At 69.1% G+C, this 18,526-nt stretch carries 18 protein-coding genes; 10 read left to right on the top strand and 8 right to left on the bottom strand.

The genetic code is table 11. From position 1 onward, the window contains the following. Positions 1-237: 237 nt before the first annotated feature. The 3 genes from ACFY01_RS27770 to ACFY01_RS27760 form a co-directional block, all read right to left on the bottom strand. Entirely contained in the window at positions 238-618 is a 381-nt protein-coding gene (locus ACFY01_RS27770) for an HNH endonuclease (RefSeq protein ID WP_390738455.1), read from the bottom strand. A 363-nt stretch (positions 619-981) separates the two neighbouring features. After that, entirely contained in the window at positions 982-1,692 is a 711-nt protein-coding gene (locus ACFY01_RS27765) for an HNH endonuclease (protein WP_390738454.1), read from the bottom strand. A 151-nt stretch (positions 1,693-1,843) separates the two neighbouring features. Next, on the bottom strand, positions 1,844-2,536 hold the full coding sequence (locus tag ACFY01_RS27760) for an HNH endonuclease (RefSeq protein ID WP_390738453.1): 693 nt from the start codon (positions 2,534-2,536) through the stop codon (positions 1,844-1,846). Between the two features lie 928 nt (positions 2,537-3,464). Between ACFY01_RS27760 and ACFY01_RS27755 the strand changes: the two genes are divergently transcribed. Then, positions 3,465-3,935, top strand: a complete 471-nt coding sequence (locus ACFY01_RS27755) for a GNAT family N-acetyltransferase (protein WP_390738452.1) — start codon at positions 3,465-3,467, stop codon at positions 3,933-3,935. A gap of 625 nt (positions 3,936-4,560) precedes the next feature. Here the strand turns inward: ACFY01_RS27755 and ACFY01_RS27750 are convergent. Continuing rightward, entirely contained in the window at positions 4,561-5,238 is a 678-nt protein-coding gene (locus ACFY01_RS27750) for a DUF429 domain-containing protein (protein ID WP_390738451.1), read from the bottom strand. 323 nt (positions 5,239-5,561) lie between these two features. Between ACFY01_RS27750 and ACFY01_RS27745 the strand changes: the two genes are divergently transcribed. From ACFY01_RS27745 to ACFY01_RS27735, 3 genes are all read left to right on the top strand, one after another. Next, entirely contained in the window at positions 5,562-5,882 is a 321-nt protein-coding gene (locus ACFY01_RS27745; RefSeq protein WP_390738450.1) for a PadR family transcriptional regulator, read from the top strand. Beyond that, a complete protein-coding gene (locus ACFY01_RS27740) occupies positions 5,879-6,733 on the top strand; it encodes a hypothetical protein (protein ID WP_390738449.1) in 855 nt (284 codons plus the stop codon). Before ACFY01_RS27745 ends, ACFY01_RS27740 begins: the two co-directional genes overlap by 4 nt. 277 nt (positions 6,734-7,010) lie before the next feature. Then, a complete protein-coding gene (locus ACFY01_RS27735) occupies positions 7,011-7,388 on the top strand; it encodes a hypothetical protein (protein ID WP_390738448.1) in 378 nt (125 codons plus the stop codon). Between the two features lie 12 nt (positions 7,389-7,400). On the opposite strand, the gene ACFY01_RS27730 is transcribed toward ACFY01_RS27735, so the two are convergent. Beyond that, on the bottom strand, positions 7,401-8,411 hold the full coding sequence (locus ACFY01_RS27730) for a Ku protein (protein ID WP_390738447.1): 1,011 nt from the start codon (positions 8,409-8,411) through the stop codon (positions 7,401-7,403). 52 nt (positions 8,412-8,463) lie between these two features. Here ACFY01_RS27730 and ligD point away from each other — a divergent pair, with 52 nt between their 5' ends. Beyond that, on the top strand, positions 8,464-9,351 hold the full coding sequence (ligD, locus tag ACFY01_RS27725) for a non-homologous end-joining DNA ligase (protein ID WP_390738446.1): 888 nt from the start codon (positions 8,464-8,466) through the stop codon (positions 9,349-9,351). A 166-nt stretch (positions 9,352-9,517) separates the two neighbouring features. Here the strand turns inward: ligD and ACFY01_RS27720 are convergent, their stop codons facing one another. Further along, a complete protein-coding gene (locus ACFY01_RS27720; RefSeq protein WP_390738445.1) occupies positions 9,518-10,324 on the bottom strand; it encodes a nuclease-related domain-containing protein in 807 nt (268 codons plus the stop codon). Between the two features lie 285 nt (positions 10,325-10,609). Here ACFY01_RS27720 and ACFY01_RS27715 point away from each other — a divergent pair, with 285 nt between their 5' ends. From ACFY01_RS27715 to ACFY01_RS27700, 4 genes are read left to right on the top strand one after another with little or no spacing between them, the layout of a single operon-like run. Next, positions 10,610-11,395, top strand: coding sequence for a hypothetical protein (locus tag ACFY01_RS27715; protein ID WP_390738574.1), 786 nt, complete (start codon positions 10,610-10,612; stop codon positions 11,393-11,395). After that, a complete protein-coding gene (locus ACFY01_RS27710; protein WP_390738444.1) occupies positions 11,392-12,750 on the top strand; it encodes an ATP-binding protein in 1,359 nt (452 codons plus the stop codon). The genes ACFY01_RS27715 and ACFY01_RS27710 overlap by 4 nt, the downstream gene beginning before the upstream one ends. A gap of 25 nt (positions 12,751-12,775) precedes the next feature. Next, positions 12,776-14,197, top strand: coding sequence for an FtsW/RodA/SpoVE family cell cycle protein (locus ACFY01_RS27705; RefSeq protein ID WP_390738443.1), 1,422 nt, complete (start codon positions 12,776-12,778; stop codon positions 14,195-14,197). Beyond that, a complete protein-coding gene (locus ACFY01_RS27700) occupies positions 14,194-15,648 on the top strand; it encodes a penicillin-binding transpeptidase domain-containing protein (protein ID WP_390738442.1) in 1,455 nt (484 codons plus the stop codon). Before ACFY01_RS27705 ends, ACFY01_RS27700 begins: the two co-directional genes overlap by 4 nt. Before the next feature lie 9 nt (positions 15,649-15,657). Here ACFY01_RS27700 and ACFY01_RS27695 read toward each other — a convergent pair whose 3' ends face one another. Together ACFY01_RS27695 and ACFY01_RS27690 are read right to left on the bottom strand one after the other, a co-directional pair. Beyond that, entirely contained in the window at positions 15,658-16,257 is a 600-nt protein-coding gene (locus ACFY01_RS27695; RefSeq protein WP_390738573.1) for a Uma2 family endonuclease, read from the bottom strand. Positions 16,258-16,338: 81 nt separating this feature from the next. Continuing rightward, positions 16,339-17,451, bottom strand: a complete 1,113-nt coding sequence (locus ACFY01_RS27690; RefSeq protein WP_390738441.1) for a ferritin-like domain-containing protein — start codon at positions 17,449-17,451, stop codon at positions 16,339-16,341. A 135-nt stretch (positions 17,452-17,586) separates the two neighbouring features. Between ACFY01_RS27690 and ACFY01_RS27685 the strand changes: the two genes are divergently transcribed. After that, on the top strand, positions 17,587-18,525 hold the full coding sequence (locus ACFY01_RS27685) for a diiron oxygenase (protein WP_390738440.1): 939 nt from the start codon (positions 17,587-17,589) through the stop codon (positions 18,523-18,525). Position 18,526: the final 1 nt, after the last annotated feature.

Here is an 18,526-nt window from a genome sequence, read left to right as displayed (position 1 = left end):
GATGACGCGCAGCCAAGCGCGGCGGACAGCTCTGGAGCCGGCCAGAAGAGCAAAATCCCTCGTCTACCGGAAGGTGCTCAGAGGACATATCGCTGCTGCGCGCAGGGCGAAGAAGCGGGCGCGAAGGCTGTCACGGCCACGGCTGCGCAGGCCGACCGTCCTGGTTGCCCGTGATGATGCTGAGTAAATCAAGCGGGCGATAGCACAGGCCGAGAGCGCGGCTGTCGACCGCGGGCATCAGGGGTGGCAGTTTGAGCAGATCAGCGCTAGGTCAGATAGCTTCGTTGTGCTCTCGCCAGCCTCGTGCAGCGGACCTATGTGATGACACTCGATGTAGCCCTTGCCACGGTGCCCGTAGACCGCCTCGAAGTCGAACCCGCGCGCCTCGCATGCAAGGGTGCCGCCTGCCTTTTGCACGGCAGCGATCTTCTTCATTCGCAGAGCCTTGTTGCGCTCCCGCGCCCGGTGGCGGCGGTACAGGATCCTGCCTTCGGGTGCGCTCGCCTCATCTTCGGCGTCGTCCTCTGAGTCGTCCGCGGCCACTGTCTCCGGAGTGCCGTTCCTGAGGCCCTCCCGGAGAAGTTCCGCTGCCTGCGCCATCTCCGCGGGCCGGTCCATGAAACTCACCCGCGACTTCCCGGTCCAACTGCCCTCCGTTAGTGCGCTTGCCCTCGTAGCCGCGGCGGTTCGTAACGATGTCAGCCGTCTTGCGTGCGCAGCCATTGTGGTTGCGGTAGGTCGAAGCTCGGTCTTCGACCGGGTACGCGCGTAGCAGCTGCAGGTAGTCAGAATAGCTCGGCAATGCGGGGGGCTTCCGCATCGAGTTCCTTCCAGCCGTTCCGCGCGCGACGACGTCGCACGCCAGGACAAGTTCGTCACGGGTCCACCTGGCGTTGCCGGGCTACGACAACTAGGCGGTGCAGTCTGCCCGTTGCCCGGGCCGAGTATCGGCCGCCAAGACCTAGGGCAATCGCTGTCGGGCTACTGACCGGTTAGTTCATTGATTATTTCGTCAGCGAGGGCAGCCATAACCTCCGTGCGATCAGCCGGGGCGAGGCGTGACCATGCGTAGAAGAGCTCTTCAGTCTCGCTGGTCGTGCGCTGTCCGGCCTTCATCCAGGAGTAGAGCAGCTGCTTGTCTGCGAAGGGCCTTTGGGAGGCTCGGTCCAGTACTTGGCGGGTGCTGGGGGGAGCGGGGGCCGGGTCGTTTGAGGGACTGCTGCAGCGCTGGCATTCGGTGCGGAGGTTGTCGTCGGTGTTCTGCCCGCCTTGGCTTACCGGCACGATGTGGCTGATGGTCAGTACTGCGGTGCGGCCGGGAGCGTCGGGGAACTCCTGGCCGGCGCGCACCCCACATGCCTGGCAGGTGTGACCGTCGCGCTCCAGGATACGCCGCCGTTTGGGGCCGGTGATGTTCTTCCGCTCAAGCTTTGGCGCACGCTCGCCGAGATCGACGCGGGTTCCCAGCTTCCGCACGAGGTACTCGTCGGGCCGGAGGTTGGGGTTGAGCTTGTAGTTGTCGATCTGCCAGCCCATCTGACGCAGGTCCCGCATGCGGCGGTCAGCCTGTGATACGTCCGGCACGGCTTCGAAGAGCTCAAGCTTGCTGAACGTGCCGCCCGGCCCCTTTGCCGCGAGGAATTCGGCGACCTTGGCTAGGGACGACTTCCGCACTCCGGATTCTCCGGTCATCAGGGTTCCCTTCTCCGCACCATGCTCCAGGGCGGAGCGCCAGCTCCACTATTGCTAGTGAGGAATCCGCTGTCAAAGCTGGCGCATCCTGCGGCAGCGTTCGGCGCAGCGGCCTACGGCAGTAGCACCTGCCCGTAGGCCGCTGCCGGTGTCAGAGCTCCTTCCCGACCTGACTCGCGAGCGCCGCCGTGACGTTCAGGCGGTCGGTGGGGGAGAGCCGCGACCACTCCAGGAACAGCTTCTCGGTGTCGCAGGGCATGCGGCGCCCGGCCTGCATCCAGGAGTAGAGGAGCCGCTTGCCCTTCAGGCTGCCCTGGGACACATGGGCAAGCACCTGCTCATAGGAGGGCGGGTCAACCGTGACATCGCGGGACTCGTCGCCGCAGCGCTGGCACTCAGCCCGCAGGTTGGCGTCAGTGTTCTGGCCACCGCGATTCACCGGCACAAGGTGACCGATGGTCATCACTGCGGTGCGGCCGGGAGCGTCGGGGAACTCCTGGCCGGCGCGCACCCCGCATACCTGGCAGGTGTGGCCGTCGCGCTCCAGGATGCGCCGCCGCTTGGGGCCGGTGATGTTCATCCGCGTGTTCTTAGGCCTCGGTTCGCCCAGGTCAACGCGGGTTCCCAGCTTCCGCACGAGGTACTCGTCGGGCCGGAGGTTCGGGTTGACCTTGTAGTTGTCGATCTGCCAGCCCATCTGACGCAGGTCCCGCATGCGGCGGTCAGCCTGCGACACCTCCGGCACAGCCTCGAAGAGCTCGAGCTTGCCGAACTTGCCGCCCTCTCCCTTGCCCGCCACGAACTCGGCGACCTGGACCAGAGACGACTTGCGCACAACAGCCACGGGCTTCCCCTCCCTCTGCGGCGCTCCCCTGCGGACCGCCTGCGCAGCAATTTCTACACTCGGCGGCACTCTCGCTGCAAGTCGGCGCATCGTCCGGCGACGTTCGGCGCATCAGTCACGGCACCTGGCATGGACCGGCCCTGTGCGTTGCGCAAGATGGGACGAGCAGGGAGCCCCTGGGTGGGGCCGCCGCGCTTCCACGGGCCCCCGCGCCTCTGCAGGGGCAGGACGGCCGCACGAGTCGAGGAATCCGGATGAACTCGAGGCTGCGTCTGCATCCGGAGGCGGGTAAAGACGTCGCCGATGGGGTCGGAGAACAGTGCCAACCAGCAAGACTGAACGTCTGGCGGGTCGCAGGTTGTGCTGTGAAGCGGAACGTGGACCATCCGTGGACTGGTGGCCCGAGCCCGAGCAAGTGCAGGGGTGTGAGCTGCACATATGTGAGGTACGTCAGCGGCCTCCGGAGCCGTGTGCGCAGGTTCGAATCCTGCCGGGGGCACCTAGCATGAGGTGCCCAAAGACCCCGTCACCAGCGGAAACGCTGAGGCCGGGGTCTTCGTGCATGTGCGGCCGTATGCAGCGCTGGGCGGCCCTAGGACGGGACCTGTGGACTGTTCATGGAAAGGATCTCAGGCTCCGATCCGCGCCTCAGCTCGGATGATCAGGCGTCCGACGTTCCTGGCTCTGGCCCTGGGCCTTCGGCATGAGCATCGCCACGTCAGGCCCATTTGCCCTCGTCCAGGAACAGCCCCGGACGCGGTCACAGACCGGCGTGCCAGTTCCGCTCCAGATCGCCTGTGCCGATTACGCTGCGAAGACGTCCAATCCGGCGTCCGCGGTAACGCGTAGGCACAAGGGAATGCCGCCCGTCGGCGGCTCTTCACGTCGGCCCGGACGCGCAGCTTCCGGATGCAGGAAGGGGTGTGGCATGAGGTCCCCAGGCGTGCACCTACGGGAGATCACCGACGACAACCGGGATGCAGTTCGTGCCCTCCACGTCCGACATGACCAGAAACAGTTCGTCGCCTCCGTGTCCAGGTCACTCAAGGAGGCGGCAAAGAAACCGGAGGCCAATCCCTGGTACCGCGCGGTGTACCGCGACGACGAGCCAGTGGGCTTCGTGATGCTGTCGTGGAAACCGCCGGCTGGTCCTTACAAAGGGCGGCACTTCATCTGGCGCCTCCTCGTCGACAAGCGGTACCAGGGGCGAGGGATCGGCCGAGAGGCGCTCACGCAAATCGCCGCCCTGGTTCGCGCGGACGGTGCCACCGAACTGCTGACCAGCTACGAGCCCGGCGACGGCGAACCATGGCCCTTCTACCAGAAGTTCGGGTTCGAGCCCACCGGGGAGGTCGACGACGGCGAGATCGTTCTGCGACTCACCTTCCCCGCTCGGTGAGCTCATGCGAGAGGCGCCGCGGACGGTCATGACCTCCGGTGGTCGGATGATGAAGAAGCTGGTGGGCACCTGGAAGTCGATGGCCCCACCTTCATGTCCGCCTCAAGTGACCGTTACCCGGCATCCGGCCACTCCCCCGGCGGCTCTGACTGCTCCGTAGCCGCTTGCCTCTCCGCTCGCCGCGCGTTCTCGACTCGCAGTGTCGTCAACCACGGCCAAAGATCCGGCAGCGGTTGCGCCGAGCAGGCCAGCCGATGCTCGACGCGGCTCCTGTTCGAGAACTCCCACACCGTGAGAGTCGACAGCTCAGCCGCATATGCATAGACCGCGAACCGGACGGGACGCCTGCGGCGGCTGTTCGTCGGTGAAGCTGGACGCGACGCGGCAGGCGCAACTAGCAGCCAGCGGCCGCCGGCACGCGGCTCAGACATGCCGAAACCCCGGCCGATCGGGCTCGGGGCCAACGGCGTAAGTGCATGACCGCTCGTGTTCGCGCAACAACGTACATCGCGAACACAACATCGCCGGTCAGCGACTCCACCAACGTCGCGAGCCGGGCGAACGAGTCGTCCAACACCTTGCCTCCTCAGTACCCCGCGAACACTTTCGATACTTGGTGGATTGATCAGTATCGAATCTCGATGAGGCGCCCTTCCGCATCCCGCTCGGGCACCTCAGGAACCCGGTTCGCTGTCCCGAGTGCGATGCGGTGTGCCGACCAGGCCGCGACAGCCGCGTCGAGCACGTCGTCCACGGGAATGCGGTCCGCCTCACCAAGCTCGTCCGGGAGCACGAGGCCGGCCTCGGCCAGCAGGGAGCGGCGCAGGTTCTGGCCGCGCCAGGTCTTCTTGGCGTAAGCCAGCGGCACTCCGTCGGCCAAGGCGTTGAAGGACACCTCGGGGTGCACCTCGTGGATCCGCTCATCGGTGAGCCAACAGGTCCGCGCCTCAAGCAGCTTCGGCCTCAGCGCCCACGCCTGCTGGCTCAGCCGATTACCGGTGAGCTCCTGGCATCGGGCGGCGGCCGCCCTATAGTCCTGTTCCTGCCACGCCATCCTCGGCGCTATGGGGAAAACGCTGCTGCGCCGCACCCCGAGCAGCGCCCTGGCCGCGAGATCCGCGGCACGCCAGCCCTTCTCGGCCAGACCCAACGGCATGTCCACCGCGATCGTATTCACCTCGGCGGCGCGCTCGATCAGTCTCTCGAGCCGGGGATCCACCAGGCTGCCCGCGTAGGCGCCGCCCGTGAGCCTGATCCCGACCCATCCCTGCTTACCGCAGGCGTCGACCCCGAGGACGTCCATCCCACACCGCCCCTCGCACACCAGCCGAGCCACAACGTAGCAGCACCCACGGTCCCAGAAACTGACGCCCTCCGCCGTTCCCATCTGTCCGTGCCCTGCCGGGGACTCGCACCTTCGACCTCTGCCCACTCTCTACCGGTTCAGCCGGACGACGGCCTGGATCACCAGCAGCCCGCCCCCGACCGCCGGTTCTTCCTGTCGCCGTGCCCCGCGTCCCTCGCCGGAGCACCATTTATGAGGCGCCCAAAGACCCCGATCACAAGTACTACGTAGTACGCAGTATCGTATAACGTAGTAGCCGCAAGGGAAGAAGGAGGTGTCTGATGCCGCGTCAACGGGACCGTGTCGGATGGGCCGAACCCGCGCTGTTGATCCTGGCCAGTCTGGCCGGCGGGCCCAAGCACGGCTACGCGATCACCAAGGACGTCGAGGAACAGACATCCATCAAGTTGGGGCCGGGCACGCTGTATGCCGCCATCGCGCGGCTGGAGGAGCGTGGTCTGGTCGCGCCGTTGGACGAGGACGAGCGGCGGCGGCCCTACTGCCTCACGGCGGAAGGTCAGACCGTGCTCGACGACAAGCTCCGGGCGATGGCCCGGTTCGCACGCACCGGGTTGACCCGGTTGGGGGTGGCAAGCGCGTGATCAACATGGCGGGCCGGTTGGCCTTGCGGGCATATCCTCCCTCGTTCCGGGAGCGCTACGGTGGCGAACTCGAGGCACTCGTCGAGGACACCGGCGCCGGTCCGAGCGTCGTCGCAGACCTCTTTGTCGGCGCGCTGAAGGCGTGGCTTCGCCCGGTGATGCCCGATGAGTCTGCCGAACGGCGCCGTCGCCGCATGCAGGCGAGCGTCGCCACCACCTGGGTCACCTGGTGCGCCGCGCTGTACACCCTGCCGGTACTGCACTTCATCCTGTCCGAGGAGCCCTGGCCGACTCCGGGCCTGGTGGGTGGACTGGTCGACGTTGCGCAGTACGCCATGTACGGCGCTGGGCTCGTCCTGCTGGTCGGCGTCCTCGCGCTCCTCGCGGACACCTCCCGGACCGGCAGCTGGGACGCTTGGCGCCCGCTGGTGGTTCTCATCCCGACGCTGCCCACATGGGTGATCGCGCCGTTGCTGCTGATGTTCGCCTCCATCGACCCCTTCTCCTATTGGGTCGGGGCCCTGGCCGTCCTTGGGCCGGCAGCTTCCCTTGTTACCGTGGCGGTGACGCCCGCCGTTGTCGTTACGCGGTGCCAATCATCTGCCAAGGTCCTGCGGCTTCTTGCCCTGTCCGGGGTGGCCGTGGCGCTCGCCGTGACGATGACCGGCGTCGCCTGCGTCGCGGTCGTCTCGGGGGTGGTCATGAATACCGGTGACGCAGCCCAGCTGGTCACTATGCCCATGCTCGCCGTGACCGTTGCCGTTTCCGCGGCAGCCCTGGTCAGTTCCAGTCGTGGGGCCAGGGCAGCGCTCCACAGGGAGGATCCGGTGGAGCTTGGCGTTGACGTGTGAGTGGCGCGGCAAGGCGACGCGACGCTGTAACGACCGGTGCGGGGGCTGCTCGTCTATGAGTCCAAGTCCCTGCTTGGTTACGGGAGTTCGTGAAGGTCCAGTGATCGGGCTGAGCCAGCGCTGCTGCGGTTTTGGCTTGATCCAGTTCACCGCGTCGCCTACCGTGTAGACGCAGCCTGGCTCTGCTGCGGGAAGGCAAGTTGGGCGCCGCTCGGCTCCTTGGAGTCCCGCATATGCGGAACCGTCTACTCCCCTGGGGCGGGGGCACGCGGGCGTCATGATGCTGGCTCGCTCCTTACCCGACGATGCCACCGGGTGGTGGATCTACCTGGGCACGTTCGTTCTCTATGCACTCGGGCGGTTGTTCTTCGCCTGGATGCAGGCGCGGCGCGAGGGCGACAGGCACCCCGTGCGGGCCGCGTTCGCCGAGGAGGATGATCCTGATGCGTCGAGTGCGGCGCTGCGGGGTGGCTTCCGGTCCTACCGGCAGTTCTTCGGCTTCGTCGGCAGCGCCGTCGCTGTTGTTCTGGTCGCCGCCCTGACAGGTGGGCGACTGCGCGTCGTACTGCTTTGGATCATCATCCCGCTGCTGGTCATCGCGCTGTCGTACCTCGACTTCTTCCAGGCCCGGAAGGCGCGCTCACGAGCTGTGTAGGGAGCGCCGGTGCTACGCGCTGCGCTTGCGGGAGGCGGTCTTCTTGGCTGGGGTTTTCTTGGCCGCGGTCTTTTTTTCGGCCGTCGTCGACTTCGCCGTGGACTTCGTCGTGGATTTCGCTGTCGACTTGCGTGCGGGCTCCGTCGTCTTCTTCGCAGCGGTCTTTTTGGCGGTGGATGTCGACTTCTTGCCGCCCGTTTCCTTGGGCTGGGCGCGGCCGGCCCGTCCCACTTCCTCGCCTCTGGACTCCTTGGCGGCGCGGACGCTGTTCTCCAGGGCGGCCATCAGGTCGAGTACCTTGCCGCCCGTCGGCGCGGAGGGGGCTTCCGGTGGGGTCTCGCCTGCCGCCTTGGCCGCGATCACCTCTTCCAGGGCCTCGCGGTACTCGTCGTGGAGGTCCTGGAGATCCACCTCGCCCAGGGTGTCCATGAGGGCGTCTGCCAGGTCGAGTTCCTTGTCGCGGACCTTGACGTCCACGTCGGGGGCTACGCCCTCGGGGGCGCGGACCTCGTCCGGCCAGAGGAGGCCGTGCATGGCGATGGCCTCGCCCACTACGCGCAGCATGCCCAGGCGCTCGCGGCCGCGCAGGGCGTACTTGGCGATGGCTACCTTGTTGCTGCGCTTGAGGGCCTCACGGAGGAGGGTGTACGGCTTGGCCGCCGGGGCGCCGCTCGCGGCGAGGTAGTACGCGGCGTCCATCTGGAGCGGGTCGATGTTCTCGGCCGGGACGAAGGCGACGATCTCGATCGTCTTCGCGGTCGGGATGGGCAGGTGGGAGAGGTCCTCGTCGCTGATCGGGATGATCGTGCCGTCCGCGTCCTCGTAGCCCTTGCCGATCTCGGCCTGGCTGACCTCACGCTCCTCCAGCTCGCACACCTTGCGGTAGCGGATGCGGCCGCCGTCCTCGGTGTGGATCTGGCGGAAGGAGATGGAGTGGCTCTCGGTGGCGTTCACCAGCTTGATCGGGATGCTGACGAGACCGAAGGAGATGGCGCCGTTCCAGATGGATCGCACGTGCAGCACCTTTCCGCCGTTTCGCCATGGCTTGGACCGTTGTGCGTGAGATTGTCATCTTATGACGCCTATCACGGAGGTGGAGGGGCGGAGAGTCGCGCTCAGCAACCTGGAGAAGGTGCTGTATCCGGCGGTCGGCTTCACCAAGGCCGAACTGCTGCACTACTACGCGACCGCGGCCGAGGTGCTGCTGCCTCATCTCCGTGACCGGCCGGTCTCCTTCCTGCGCTATCCGGACGGGCCGGACGGGCAGGTCTTCTTCACCAAGAACGTGCCGCCGGGTACGCCCGACTGGGTCACGACCGGTGAAGTGCCGCGGTCGGAGGGGCCTGCGCGGATGGTGCTGGTGCAGGATCTGGCCTCGCTGATGTGGGCGGCGAACCTCGTCGCGGAGTTCCACACCCATCAGTGGCTGATTCAGGATCCGGGTGAAGCCGATCGGCTGGTTTTCGATCTCGATCCTGGGCCGCCCGCGGGGGTGGTGCAGTGCTGCGAGGTCGCGCTTTGGCTGCGGGAGCGGCTGGCGGTTGATGGGGTCGAGGTGTTCGTGAAGACCTCCGGGTCGAAGGGGCTGCACTTGCTGGCCGCTGTGCGGGGGGCCTCGTCGGAGCGGGTGTCGGAGTATGCCAAGGGGCTGGCGGTGGAGGCCGAGCGGGCCATGCCTCGGCTGGTGGTGCACCGGATGACTCGGAGTCTGCGGCCGGGGAAGGTGTTCGTGGACTGGAGTCAGAACGCGGCGCGGAAGACGACCGCCACGCCTTATACCGTGCGGGCGAAGGTGGAGCCGTTCGTTTCGGCGCCGGTTACTTGGGAGGAGGTCGGGGCGTGTCGGGTTGCCGAGCAGCTCGTGTTTCGGGCCGGGGATATTGCGCCGCGGGTGCAGGATTTCGGGGATCTGCTGGCGCCGCTGCTTGAGCCCGGGCGGGCGGGTGTGCTGCCGCTGCCGTGACGGGGGGCTGGGGGCCCTGGAGGCCTTGGGGGTTTTCGCCCCCGCCGCCCCTTCCCATTCCCGACCCCTGGGGGCTGCCGCCCCCAGACCCCCGCTTCGGCCCTGAAGGGGCCTCGTCCTCAAGCGCCGGACGGGCTGAGTACAGCCGGCCGGCGCTTACGAAGGCTCACGCCTTCCCCCACGTCCCCCGATCCCGCGCCATCGCGTGCAGCGCCTCCACATCCGCCGGCTTCAGCACGCCACCCAGCCGGGCCAGCTCCTCGATCTCCGTCTCCCCCCGCAGCACACGGACCTCGCGCGGCGGCACCGGTATCGATACCTCCGTCGGCTCGACGAGCGCCAGGACGGGGCGGACCTCCGCGGTGAGGGCGTGGGACGCGCGGTCGGCGTCCGCGCGGAGCCGGCGTAGCAGCGGCTGGGGCTCGCGGCGGCCGAGGGTGACCAGCGGGTCGGTCACGGTGACCCGGTGCCGGCGGGCGTACAGGCTGTGCACTGCGAAGAGGCCGCCGGGGCCGATGGCCAGGTGGTGGATGCGGTCGCCGCCGGGGAGCGGTACGGAGTGCAGGGTGTGCCAGCCCGCGCCGTCCAGCCGGTCCAGGGCCTCGCCTACGGCCTGCTCGGCGGTGAGGGCCCGGCGGCGCGGGTCGGGGCGGAGGCGGTGGGGTGGGGACGGTTCGCGTTCGAGGGCTACGAGGAGGGCCTCGCCGGGGCGGTTGGGGGCCAGGTCGTCGTCCGGGTGGAGGGCGAGGCGGACCAGTTCGGCGGGGGTGGGGACGGGGGGCGGGCCCACCGTCACCGGGCCGGTGAGGAAGGGGCCGAGGGCTTGGAGCACGTCCTCCCTGCGGTCCTCGCTCAGCAGGTTGACCCGGGCCGACTCACGGTCGTACCAGGCGACGTTGCCGCCGTCCCTTCCGCAGACGTACAGCCGCTCCTGACCGTGCCGCCAGGTCGGCACGACGCGCAGTCCGCTCATGCGCCATCACCCCTCGACCATGGGAACAGGGAGGGTGGTCCAGGGGCAAGCGCTCCGTGGTCTTCGAGGTGGTCTTCGACGGCGGTGGGGCGGCGGTGGGTGGCGAGGGAATTGGCCGAAGGGCGGGGGTCCGGGGGTGGCGGGCCGAGTGGCGGAGTGATCGTTTCTCCGGGCGAATAGGGTGTACTGCGCCGCCGCGCGGTCGTACCACCGATTGATTTCAGCCACCGAACGTACTCCCTGCCAGTGAAGCCCACACAAGCGAACGAACCCAGCCACAGGAGCATCGTGCCCCGCACCCGCCCGACCCGCAGCGTCCTCGTCGCCGGGGCCGTCGTCCTCGTGGCGGTGACGGCGGCCGGGTGCGGTGACACGGGCGGTCTGCGTGGGGCCGGGTCGACGCCGACCGCGATCAGCCCCGCCAAGCTCTGGCCCGACCTGCGCCCGGCGTCCAGCCCGGCCTGGCCGTACGACGAGGCGAGTACGGAGACCGTGAAGGGCGTCAACGTGCCCGGCGACGACATCCACGAGGCGGATCCGGTCGCCGTCGTCCGCGCGGAGATAGCGACGCACCCGGACGACTACGGCGGCAAGGGCGCGTACCACGCCACCGTGGCCCGGATGGACGACTGCCGGGCTGGGGAGACAGCTGGTGGGGCTGGTGGGGCTGGGAGCGGCGCTCGGTGTCCCCTGCTGAAGGCTTACTACCGCGACCTGACCGGGGACGGGCGCGACGACATGACGCTCGGGTTCCGGCTGTATCCGACCAACCAGACGGCCGTGCGGGTGTACACCGTCGAGCACCACAAGCTGGTGCAGGTACTGGCCGACAACGACGCGATCACCGGGGTGGAGCTGGCCGGGCGGGCCGTGATCGTGCGTTCGCCGGCCGGGATCACCGGCTACGAGTACCGCACCACCTGGGCCTGGGACCCGCAGCAGCGAGCGATGGTCTTCTCCCGCGACGAGTTCCTGCGCACCGGGAAGCGCACCGGCAAGCACGAGCACACCACGCGCACGCCGTCGCCCGCCCCCACCCCCGCCCTCTCCCCCTCGGCGAGCACCCGATGAGGCTCGCGCTCCCCCAGTGGGCCGGCGCGCTCGCGGTGAAGGCCGCCGCCTTCATCACGGTGATGTGCTGTGCGCTGGCCGCGCTGCTCGGTGTCCTGGTGCACGTCTCCGTCACCGACCAGACCGTGGGCCAGGCCCGCGACCAGGCGTTGGGGCGGCTGACCGACGCGACCAGGGCCTTCCAGGCGGGTGACGGCCTGCTGCCGGGCGCCGGGGTGGATCCCGAGGGGCTGCCGGCGCCGCTGCGGGCGCTGGCGGTGACCGGGGAGCGCGGCACGATGGTCGCGACGCACCGCGGGCACCCCACGATGTGGGCGGCGGGCCCCGCAGACGGGGGCCGGGCGCTCGCGGTGGAGGTCGACTACTCGCAGCAGGCGGGCACCATAGCGGGTCTCGACCGGGCGATCCTGTGGTCGTCGGTGCTGGCCATCGGGGCGACGCTGCTGGTCGGGGCGTTCGCGGTGACCCGGGTGACGCGGCGGCTGCACGGCACGGCGCGGGTGGCCCGGCGGATCAGCGCGGGCGATCTGGACGCGCGCGTGAACGACCCCCGCACGCGGGAGCCGGGCCGCCCGCAGGACGAGGTGGCCGTGGTCGCGGCGGCGCTGGACTCCATGGCGTCGTCGTTGCAGGGCAAGCTGCTGAGCGAGCAGCGGTTCACCGCGGACGTGGCGCACGAGCTGCGCACCCCGCTGACTGGGCTGCACGCGGCGGCCGAGCTGCTGCCGCCGGGGCGGCCCACGGAGCTGGTGCGCGACCGGGTGGCGGCGCTGCGCACCCTGACCGAGGACCTGCTGGAGATCTCCCGGCTGGACGCCGGCCGGGAGCGGCTGGAGCTGGACACCGAGGAGCTGGGCGCGCTGGCCGAACGCGTGGTGCGGGCGTCGGGCACGGACACCGAGGTGCGGGCCGTGCGGGAGGTGCGGGTGGAGACCGACCGGCGGCGGCTGGAGCGGGTGCTGGGCAATCTCGTCGCCAACGCGCACAAGCACGGGCGGGCGCCGGTGGAGCTGACGGTGGAGCCGGCGGCGGACGGGCCGGTCGTCACCGTACGGGACCACGGGGACGGCTATCCGGAGTACCTGGTACAGCACGGTCCGCAGCGCTTCCGCACCGAAGGCGGGGCGAAGGGGCACGGGCTCGGGCTGACCATCGCGGTGGGCCAGGCGGAGGTGCTGGGCGCCCGGCTGACCTTCGCCAACGCGCTGGACGGCGGGGCGGTGGCGACCCTGACCCTGGCCCCGATCCACACCCCGCCCCATGCCCAGCCCCCGCAAGCCGAAGCGCAAGCCGACCCGCAAGCACACGCGCAAGCTGACACCTCGACAGACGAGGGACAAACACGGCACACATGACACCATATTTAGGTAGGTTCCGGGCATGACCAAGGCCGGAACCACCGTGGCAGCGGCGCAGACCCCCGCACCCGCCGTACGCCTCAACCGGCGCCGTGGCATCGAACTCGCCCTGATCGTGCTGGCCGTCCTGCTCTCCGTGTACGGCTACTGCGCCGTCGGCCTGGCCAGGTACGGTGCCGTCCCGCCCGGTGCCGCCGGGTACGGTGCCGGGCTCGGTGTGCTCGCCCTGGTCGCTCATATCGCCGTCCGGGTGCGCGCCCCCGGCGCCGATCCGCTGCCGTTACCGATCGGCGTGCTGCTCAACGGCCTCGGCCTGGTCCTGATCTACCGGCTCGACCTGGAGACGCCGGGCGACCGGGCGGCGCCCGCCCAGCTCGTGTGGTCGACGCTGGGGGTGGGGCTGTTCATCGTGGTCGTCCTGCTGCTGCGCGACCACCGGGTGCTCCAGCGCTACGCCTACGTGTGCGTGGCCGCGGCCCTCGTCCTGCTCACGCTGCCGATCCTGTTCCCGGCCGTCAACGGCGCCCGGATCTGGATCCGGATCGCCGGATTCTCCATCCAGCCGGGCGAGTTCGCGAAGGTGCTGCTGGCGGTGTTCTTCGCCGCGTACCTGGCGGCCAACCGCACCGCGCTCGCCTACAGCGGCCGCCGGGTCTGGTGGATCCTGCTGCCCACCGGTCGGGTCCTCGGACCGATCGTCGCGATCTGGCTGCTGAGCGTCGGTGTGCTGGTGCTGGAGCGCGACCTCGGGACCTCGCTGCTGTTCTTCGGGCTGTTCGTGGTGCTGCTGTACGTCTCCACCGGCCGCACCGGCTGGATCGCGGTCGGGCTGCTGCTCGCGGTGCTCGGCGCGGTCGCGGTCGGCTGGCTGGAGCCGCATGTGCACGGACGCGTGGAGGACTGGCTGCACCCGTTCGCCACGATCGACGCCGGCCAGGGCCCCAACCAGCTCGCGCAGTCCCTGTTCGCGTTCGCGGCGGGCGGTGTCCTCGGCACCGGGCTGGGGCTCGGCCACTCCATTCTGATCGGCTTCGCCGTCAAGTCGGACTTCATCCTGGCGACGGCCGGCGAGGAGCTGGGGCTCGCCGGTCTGTCGGCGATCATCCTGGTGTACGCCCTCCTCGTGGAGCGCGGCTACCGGGCGGGCCTGGCGCTGCGCGACCCCTTCGGCAGTCTCCTCGCGGTGGGGCTCGCCTCGATCCTCGCGCTCCAGGTGTTCGTGATCGCGGGCGGGGTGACCGGTCTGATCCCGCTGACCGGCATGGCGATGCCGTTCCTGGCGCAGGGCGGCTCGTCCGTCGTCACCAACTGGGCGATCGTCGCCCTGCTGATCCGGCTGAGCGACTCGGCCCGCCGGCAGCACGACAGGCAGCACGACGGGCAGCACGAAAGGCGGCACGACGGGCAATACGCCGGGCAGTGCGACGGGCGGGAGACCCCGTGACGAAGTACATCCGGTACGCCGCCTTCTTCTGCGTGCTGCTGCTGGCGGCCCTGCTGGTGAACGCGGCCCGCGTCCAGGTCGTCCAGGCCGGTTCCTACGACCACAACCCGGCCAACCGCCGCCCCTCGATCGCCCGTTACCACCAGCCACGCGGGAACATCCTGGTCGGCGACGAGCCGGTCACCGGCTCGTCGGACAGCGGTGAGCAACTGCGCTACGAACGCGCCTATCCTTACGGCCCGTTGTACGCCCCGGTCACCGGATTCTCGTCGCAGAAGTACGGGACGACGCTGCTGGAGCACAGCGAGGACTCCGTACTGTCCGGCACGGACCCGATGCTGTCGCCGCTGCCGCTGTGGAACGGCACGCGGGCCCGGAACCCCGGCGGGAACGTGGTGACGACCCTGGACCGGGACGCGCAGGAGGCGGCGTTCGAGGGCCTGGGCGCCCGCAAGGGCGCGGTCGCCGCGATCGAGCCGACGACCGGCCGGATCCTGGCCCTGGTGTCCACCCCGTCGTACGACCCGTCCGAGCTGTCCGGGAACGGCGAGGCGGTGACCTCGGCCTGGGCGCGGCTCAACGACGACCCGGAGAAACCGATGCTCAACCGGGCGGTGGGGCAGACGTATCCGCCGGGTTCCACCTTCAAGGTGGTGACCGCGGCGGCGGCACTGGACGCGGGCGTGGTCCGGAACCTGGACCGGCGGACCCGCTCCCCCGACCCGTACACCCTGCCCGGCACCAGGACGAGGCTGACGAACGAGGCCGGCGGCTGTGCGGACGCACCGGTGCGGATGGCCTTCGAGTGGTCGTGCAACACGGTGTTCGCCAAGCTGGGCGTGGACACGGGCGCCGAGCACATGCTGGCCACGGCGCAGGCCTTCGGCTTCAACGATCGGCGCCTGAAGGTGCCCTTCCCGGTCGCGCCGAGCACCTTCGACGCGGGCGCGGACCGGGCACAGTTGGCGCTGTCCTCGATCGGGCAGTTCAACACCCGGGCGACGCCGTTGCAGATGGCGATGGTCGCGGCGGCGGTCGCGAACCGCGGGCAGCTGCGGCCGCCGTACCTGGTGGACCGGACCACCCGCGGGGGCGGCGAGACGGTGGCGGAGTACGGTCCCCGTCCAGCCCGCCAGGTGATGCGGCCGTCCACGGCCGTGCGCATGCGGGAGCTGATGACGGACGTGGTGCGGGAGGGCACCGGCCGCAAGGCCGCGATCCGCGGTGCCACGGTCGGCGGCAAGACCGGCACCGCCCAGCACGGCATCGGCAACGCCGGTGTGCCGTACGCCTGGTTCGTCTCCTGGGCGCAGGCCGACGACGACCCCGAGGCGAAGGTCGCGGTCGCGGTGGTCGTGGAGGACGCGTCGGCCGACCGCGGGGACATCAGCGGCGGCGGGGACGCGGCGCCGATCGCGAGGGCGGTGATGGAGGCGGTTCTGGGTTTGTGAGTCGGCGATCTAGCGGCGGCGATTGATCGCGGTGAGGTCGATGTCGATGGGGAACGGAACCGTCAGCTCAAGCTTGTCGTGGTAGATGCCGGCCAGGCCGTAGGCCTGGGTTGCGGGGTCGAGTTCGTAGACGTATACGACCGGAAGGCCTTGGTTCTCTTCGACGCGCCAGTAGTGAGGAATGCCCGCCAGGGCGTACTTCCGTGGCTTCACCTCTCGGTCCCGGTCCTCTGAATCCTCGGAGACGACCTCTACAGCGATCACGACGTCCTCCGGCCGATACCAGGTCTGTTGAGGACCGGTGTCGGCGTCCGCACGGAACACCAGGACATCCGGCTCCGGCCTATTGCGCTTGTTGAGCTTGATGGTCATCTCCCGGATGACGTCCAGCTCATCGGGTACCTGATCCAGCAGGGTATTGTCCAGCAGCCGAATGGCACGTGAGTGGAAATTGGTCTGCGGACTCACGAAAACGAGGCTCCCGTCGATCAGCTCCGTGTGCGGAGGAAGGTTCGGGAGCCGGTCCAGGTCATCAGCCGTCCAGCCGCCCTCCGGCGGGCGAGCCCACTCGTAGTCCTCGTCCAGCCCGAAGTCGCGTGCGGCACTCATGATCGCTCCCATGCGCCGGAGTCTGCCTGACACAGCCAGCCTACCCAGGGGAATATGCCGATTCGCCCGTCGATCGAGTGATCAACCGCCCAGGCGTTGCCCCTCCTCGATCGCCTCCTCGACCTCCGCCACCCGCTCCCGCTCCTCCGCCGCGAAGCGCTCCGCGTCCAGCTTCTCGGCTATCTCCTCGTCCTGGGCCATCAGCAGGTCCAGGTTCGAGTCGCCCATCTCGAACACGCCCATGTCGACGTAGGCCTCCTGGAGGCGTTTGCCCCACAGGCCTATGTCCTTGACGCAGGGGACGATGCGGCTGAAGAGGAGCTTGCGGAAGAGCTGGAGGAATTCGGAGCGTTCGCTCAGTTCCTCCGCCTCCGCCTTCGGGATGCCGAAGTTCTCCAGCACCTCCACGCCCCGGAGGCGGTCCCGCATCAGATAGCAGCCCTCGATGACGAACTCCTCGCGCTCACGCAGTTCCGCGTCCGTGAGCTGCTTGTAGTAGTCGCGCAGGGCCATCCGTCCGAAGGCGACGTGCCGGGCCTCGTCCTGCATGACGTAGGCGAGGATCTGCTTGGGCAGCGGCTTGTCGGTGGTGTCGCGGATCATGCCGAAGGCGGCGAGGGCCAGGCCCTCGATGAGTACCTGCATGCCGAGGTAGGGCATGTCCCAGCGGCTGTCGCGCAGGGTGTCGCCGAGCAGCGACTGGAGGTTGTCGTTGATCGGGTAGACCATCCCGATCTTCTCGTGCAGGAAGCGGCCGTAGATCTCGGCGTGCCGGGCCTCGTCCATGGTCTGGGTCGCCGAGTAGAACTTGGCGTCCAGGTCGGGGACGGACTCCACGATCCGTGCCGCGCAGATCATCGCGCCCTGCTCGCCGTGCAGGAACTGGCTGAACTGCCAGGAGGCGTAGTGCTGCCGCAGGTCGCCCTTGTCGCGGTCGGTCATCTTCGCCCAGTGCGGGGTGCCGTACAGGGTCATCATCTCGTCGGGGGTGCCGAGCGGGTCGTACGGATCGACCTCCAGGTCCCAGTCGATGCGCTTCTGGCCGTCCCACTGCTTGTCCTTGCCCTTCTGGTACAGGGCGAGCAGCCGGTCGCGGCCGTCGTCGTACTCCCAGCTGAAGCGGGCCGAGCCGCTCGCCGGCACCTGCCAGTGCGGGTCGCCCGGGTCCATGGCGTACAGGTCGTAGGTCGGCATACCTCGCAGGCTCACACGTAGACGCCGAGTCAACAAGTGGCGTGCAGGGGATTGACGTCCTTGCTGACAAGCAGTCTCATAAGAGCGCCAGGGCGGACGACGCAGATGAGTTTGGGCAACGAGGTGGGACAAGCCATGACGACCGTGACGGAAGCCGACGCGCTCGCGGGACTGCGCGACGCGCTCGGCCTGCTCAAGGACCGGGAGCAGGTGGCCGAGCGGCTGCTCGTCTCTTCCGCCAAGCACTCCTTCGACCCGGACGAGGAGCTGGACTGGGACGCGCCCTTCGAGGAGGGCAAGTGGTTCTGGCCGCCGGAGCTGGTGTCGCTGTACGACACGCCGATGTGGCGGCGGATGAGCGAGGAGCAGCGGATCCTGCTGTCGCAGCACGAGGCGGCGGCGCTGGCCTCGCTGGGCATCTGGTTCGAGATCATCCTGATGCAGCTGCTGGTCCGGCACATCTACGACAAGGCGGCGACGAGCGCGCACGTCCGGTACGCGCTCACGGAGATCGAGGACGAGTGCCGGCACTCGAAGATGTTCGCCCGGCTGATAGCGCGCGGGGACGCGCCCTGGTACCCGGTGAGCCGGGCCCACCAGAACCTGGGCCGCCTGTTCAAGACGATCTCCACCACCCCCGGCTCGTTCACGGCGACGCTGCTCGGCGAGGAGGTCCTGGACTGGATGCAGCGGCTGACGTTCCCCGACGAGCGGGTGCAGCCCCTGATACGGGGCGTGACGCGCATCCACGTCGTGGAGGAGGCCCGCCACGTCCGCTACGCCCGCGAGGAGCTCCGCCGCCAGATGGTGACCGCGCCGCGCTGGTCCCAGGAGTTCACCCGGGTCACCTCCGGCGAGTTCGCCCGCGTCTTCTCGGTCGCCTTCGTGAACCCGGACGTGTACACCAACGTCGGCCTGGACAAGCGCGAGGCGATGGCCCAGGTGAAGGCCAGCGGCCATCGCCGGGAGGTCATGCAGACCGGGGCCAAGCGGTTGACGGACTTCCTGGACGACATCGGGGTGCTGCGGGGTGTCGGCCGACGGCTGTGGCGGTCGTCGGGGCTGCTCGCCTAGG

It is taken from the genome of Streptomyces sp. NPDC001480, assembly GCF_042894725.1.
Lineage (GTDB): Bacteria > Actinomycetota > Actinomycetes > Streptomycetales > Streptomycetaceae > Streptomyces.
The sequence above is the reverse complement of the archived record's forward strand: the minus strand, read 5'-3'. Positions and strand labels throughout refer to the sequence as shown.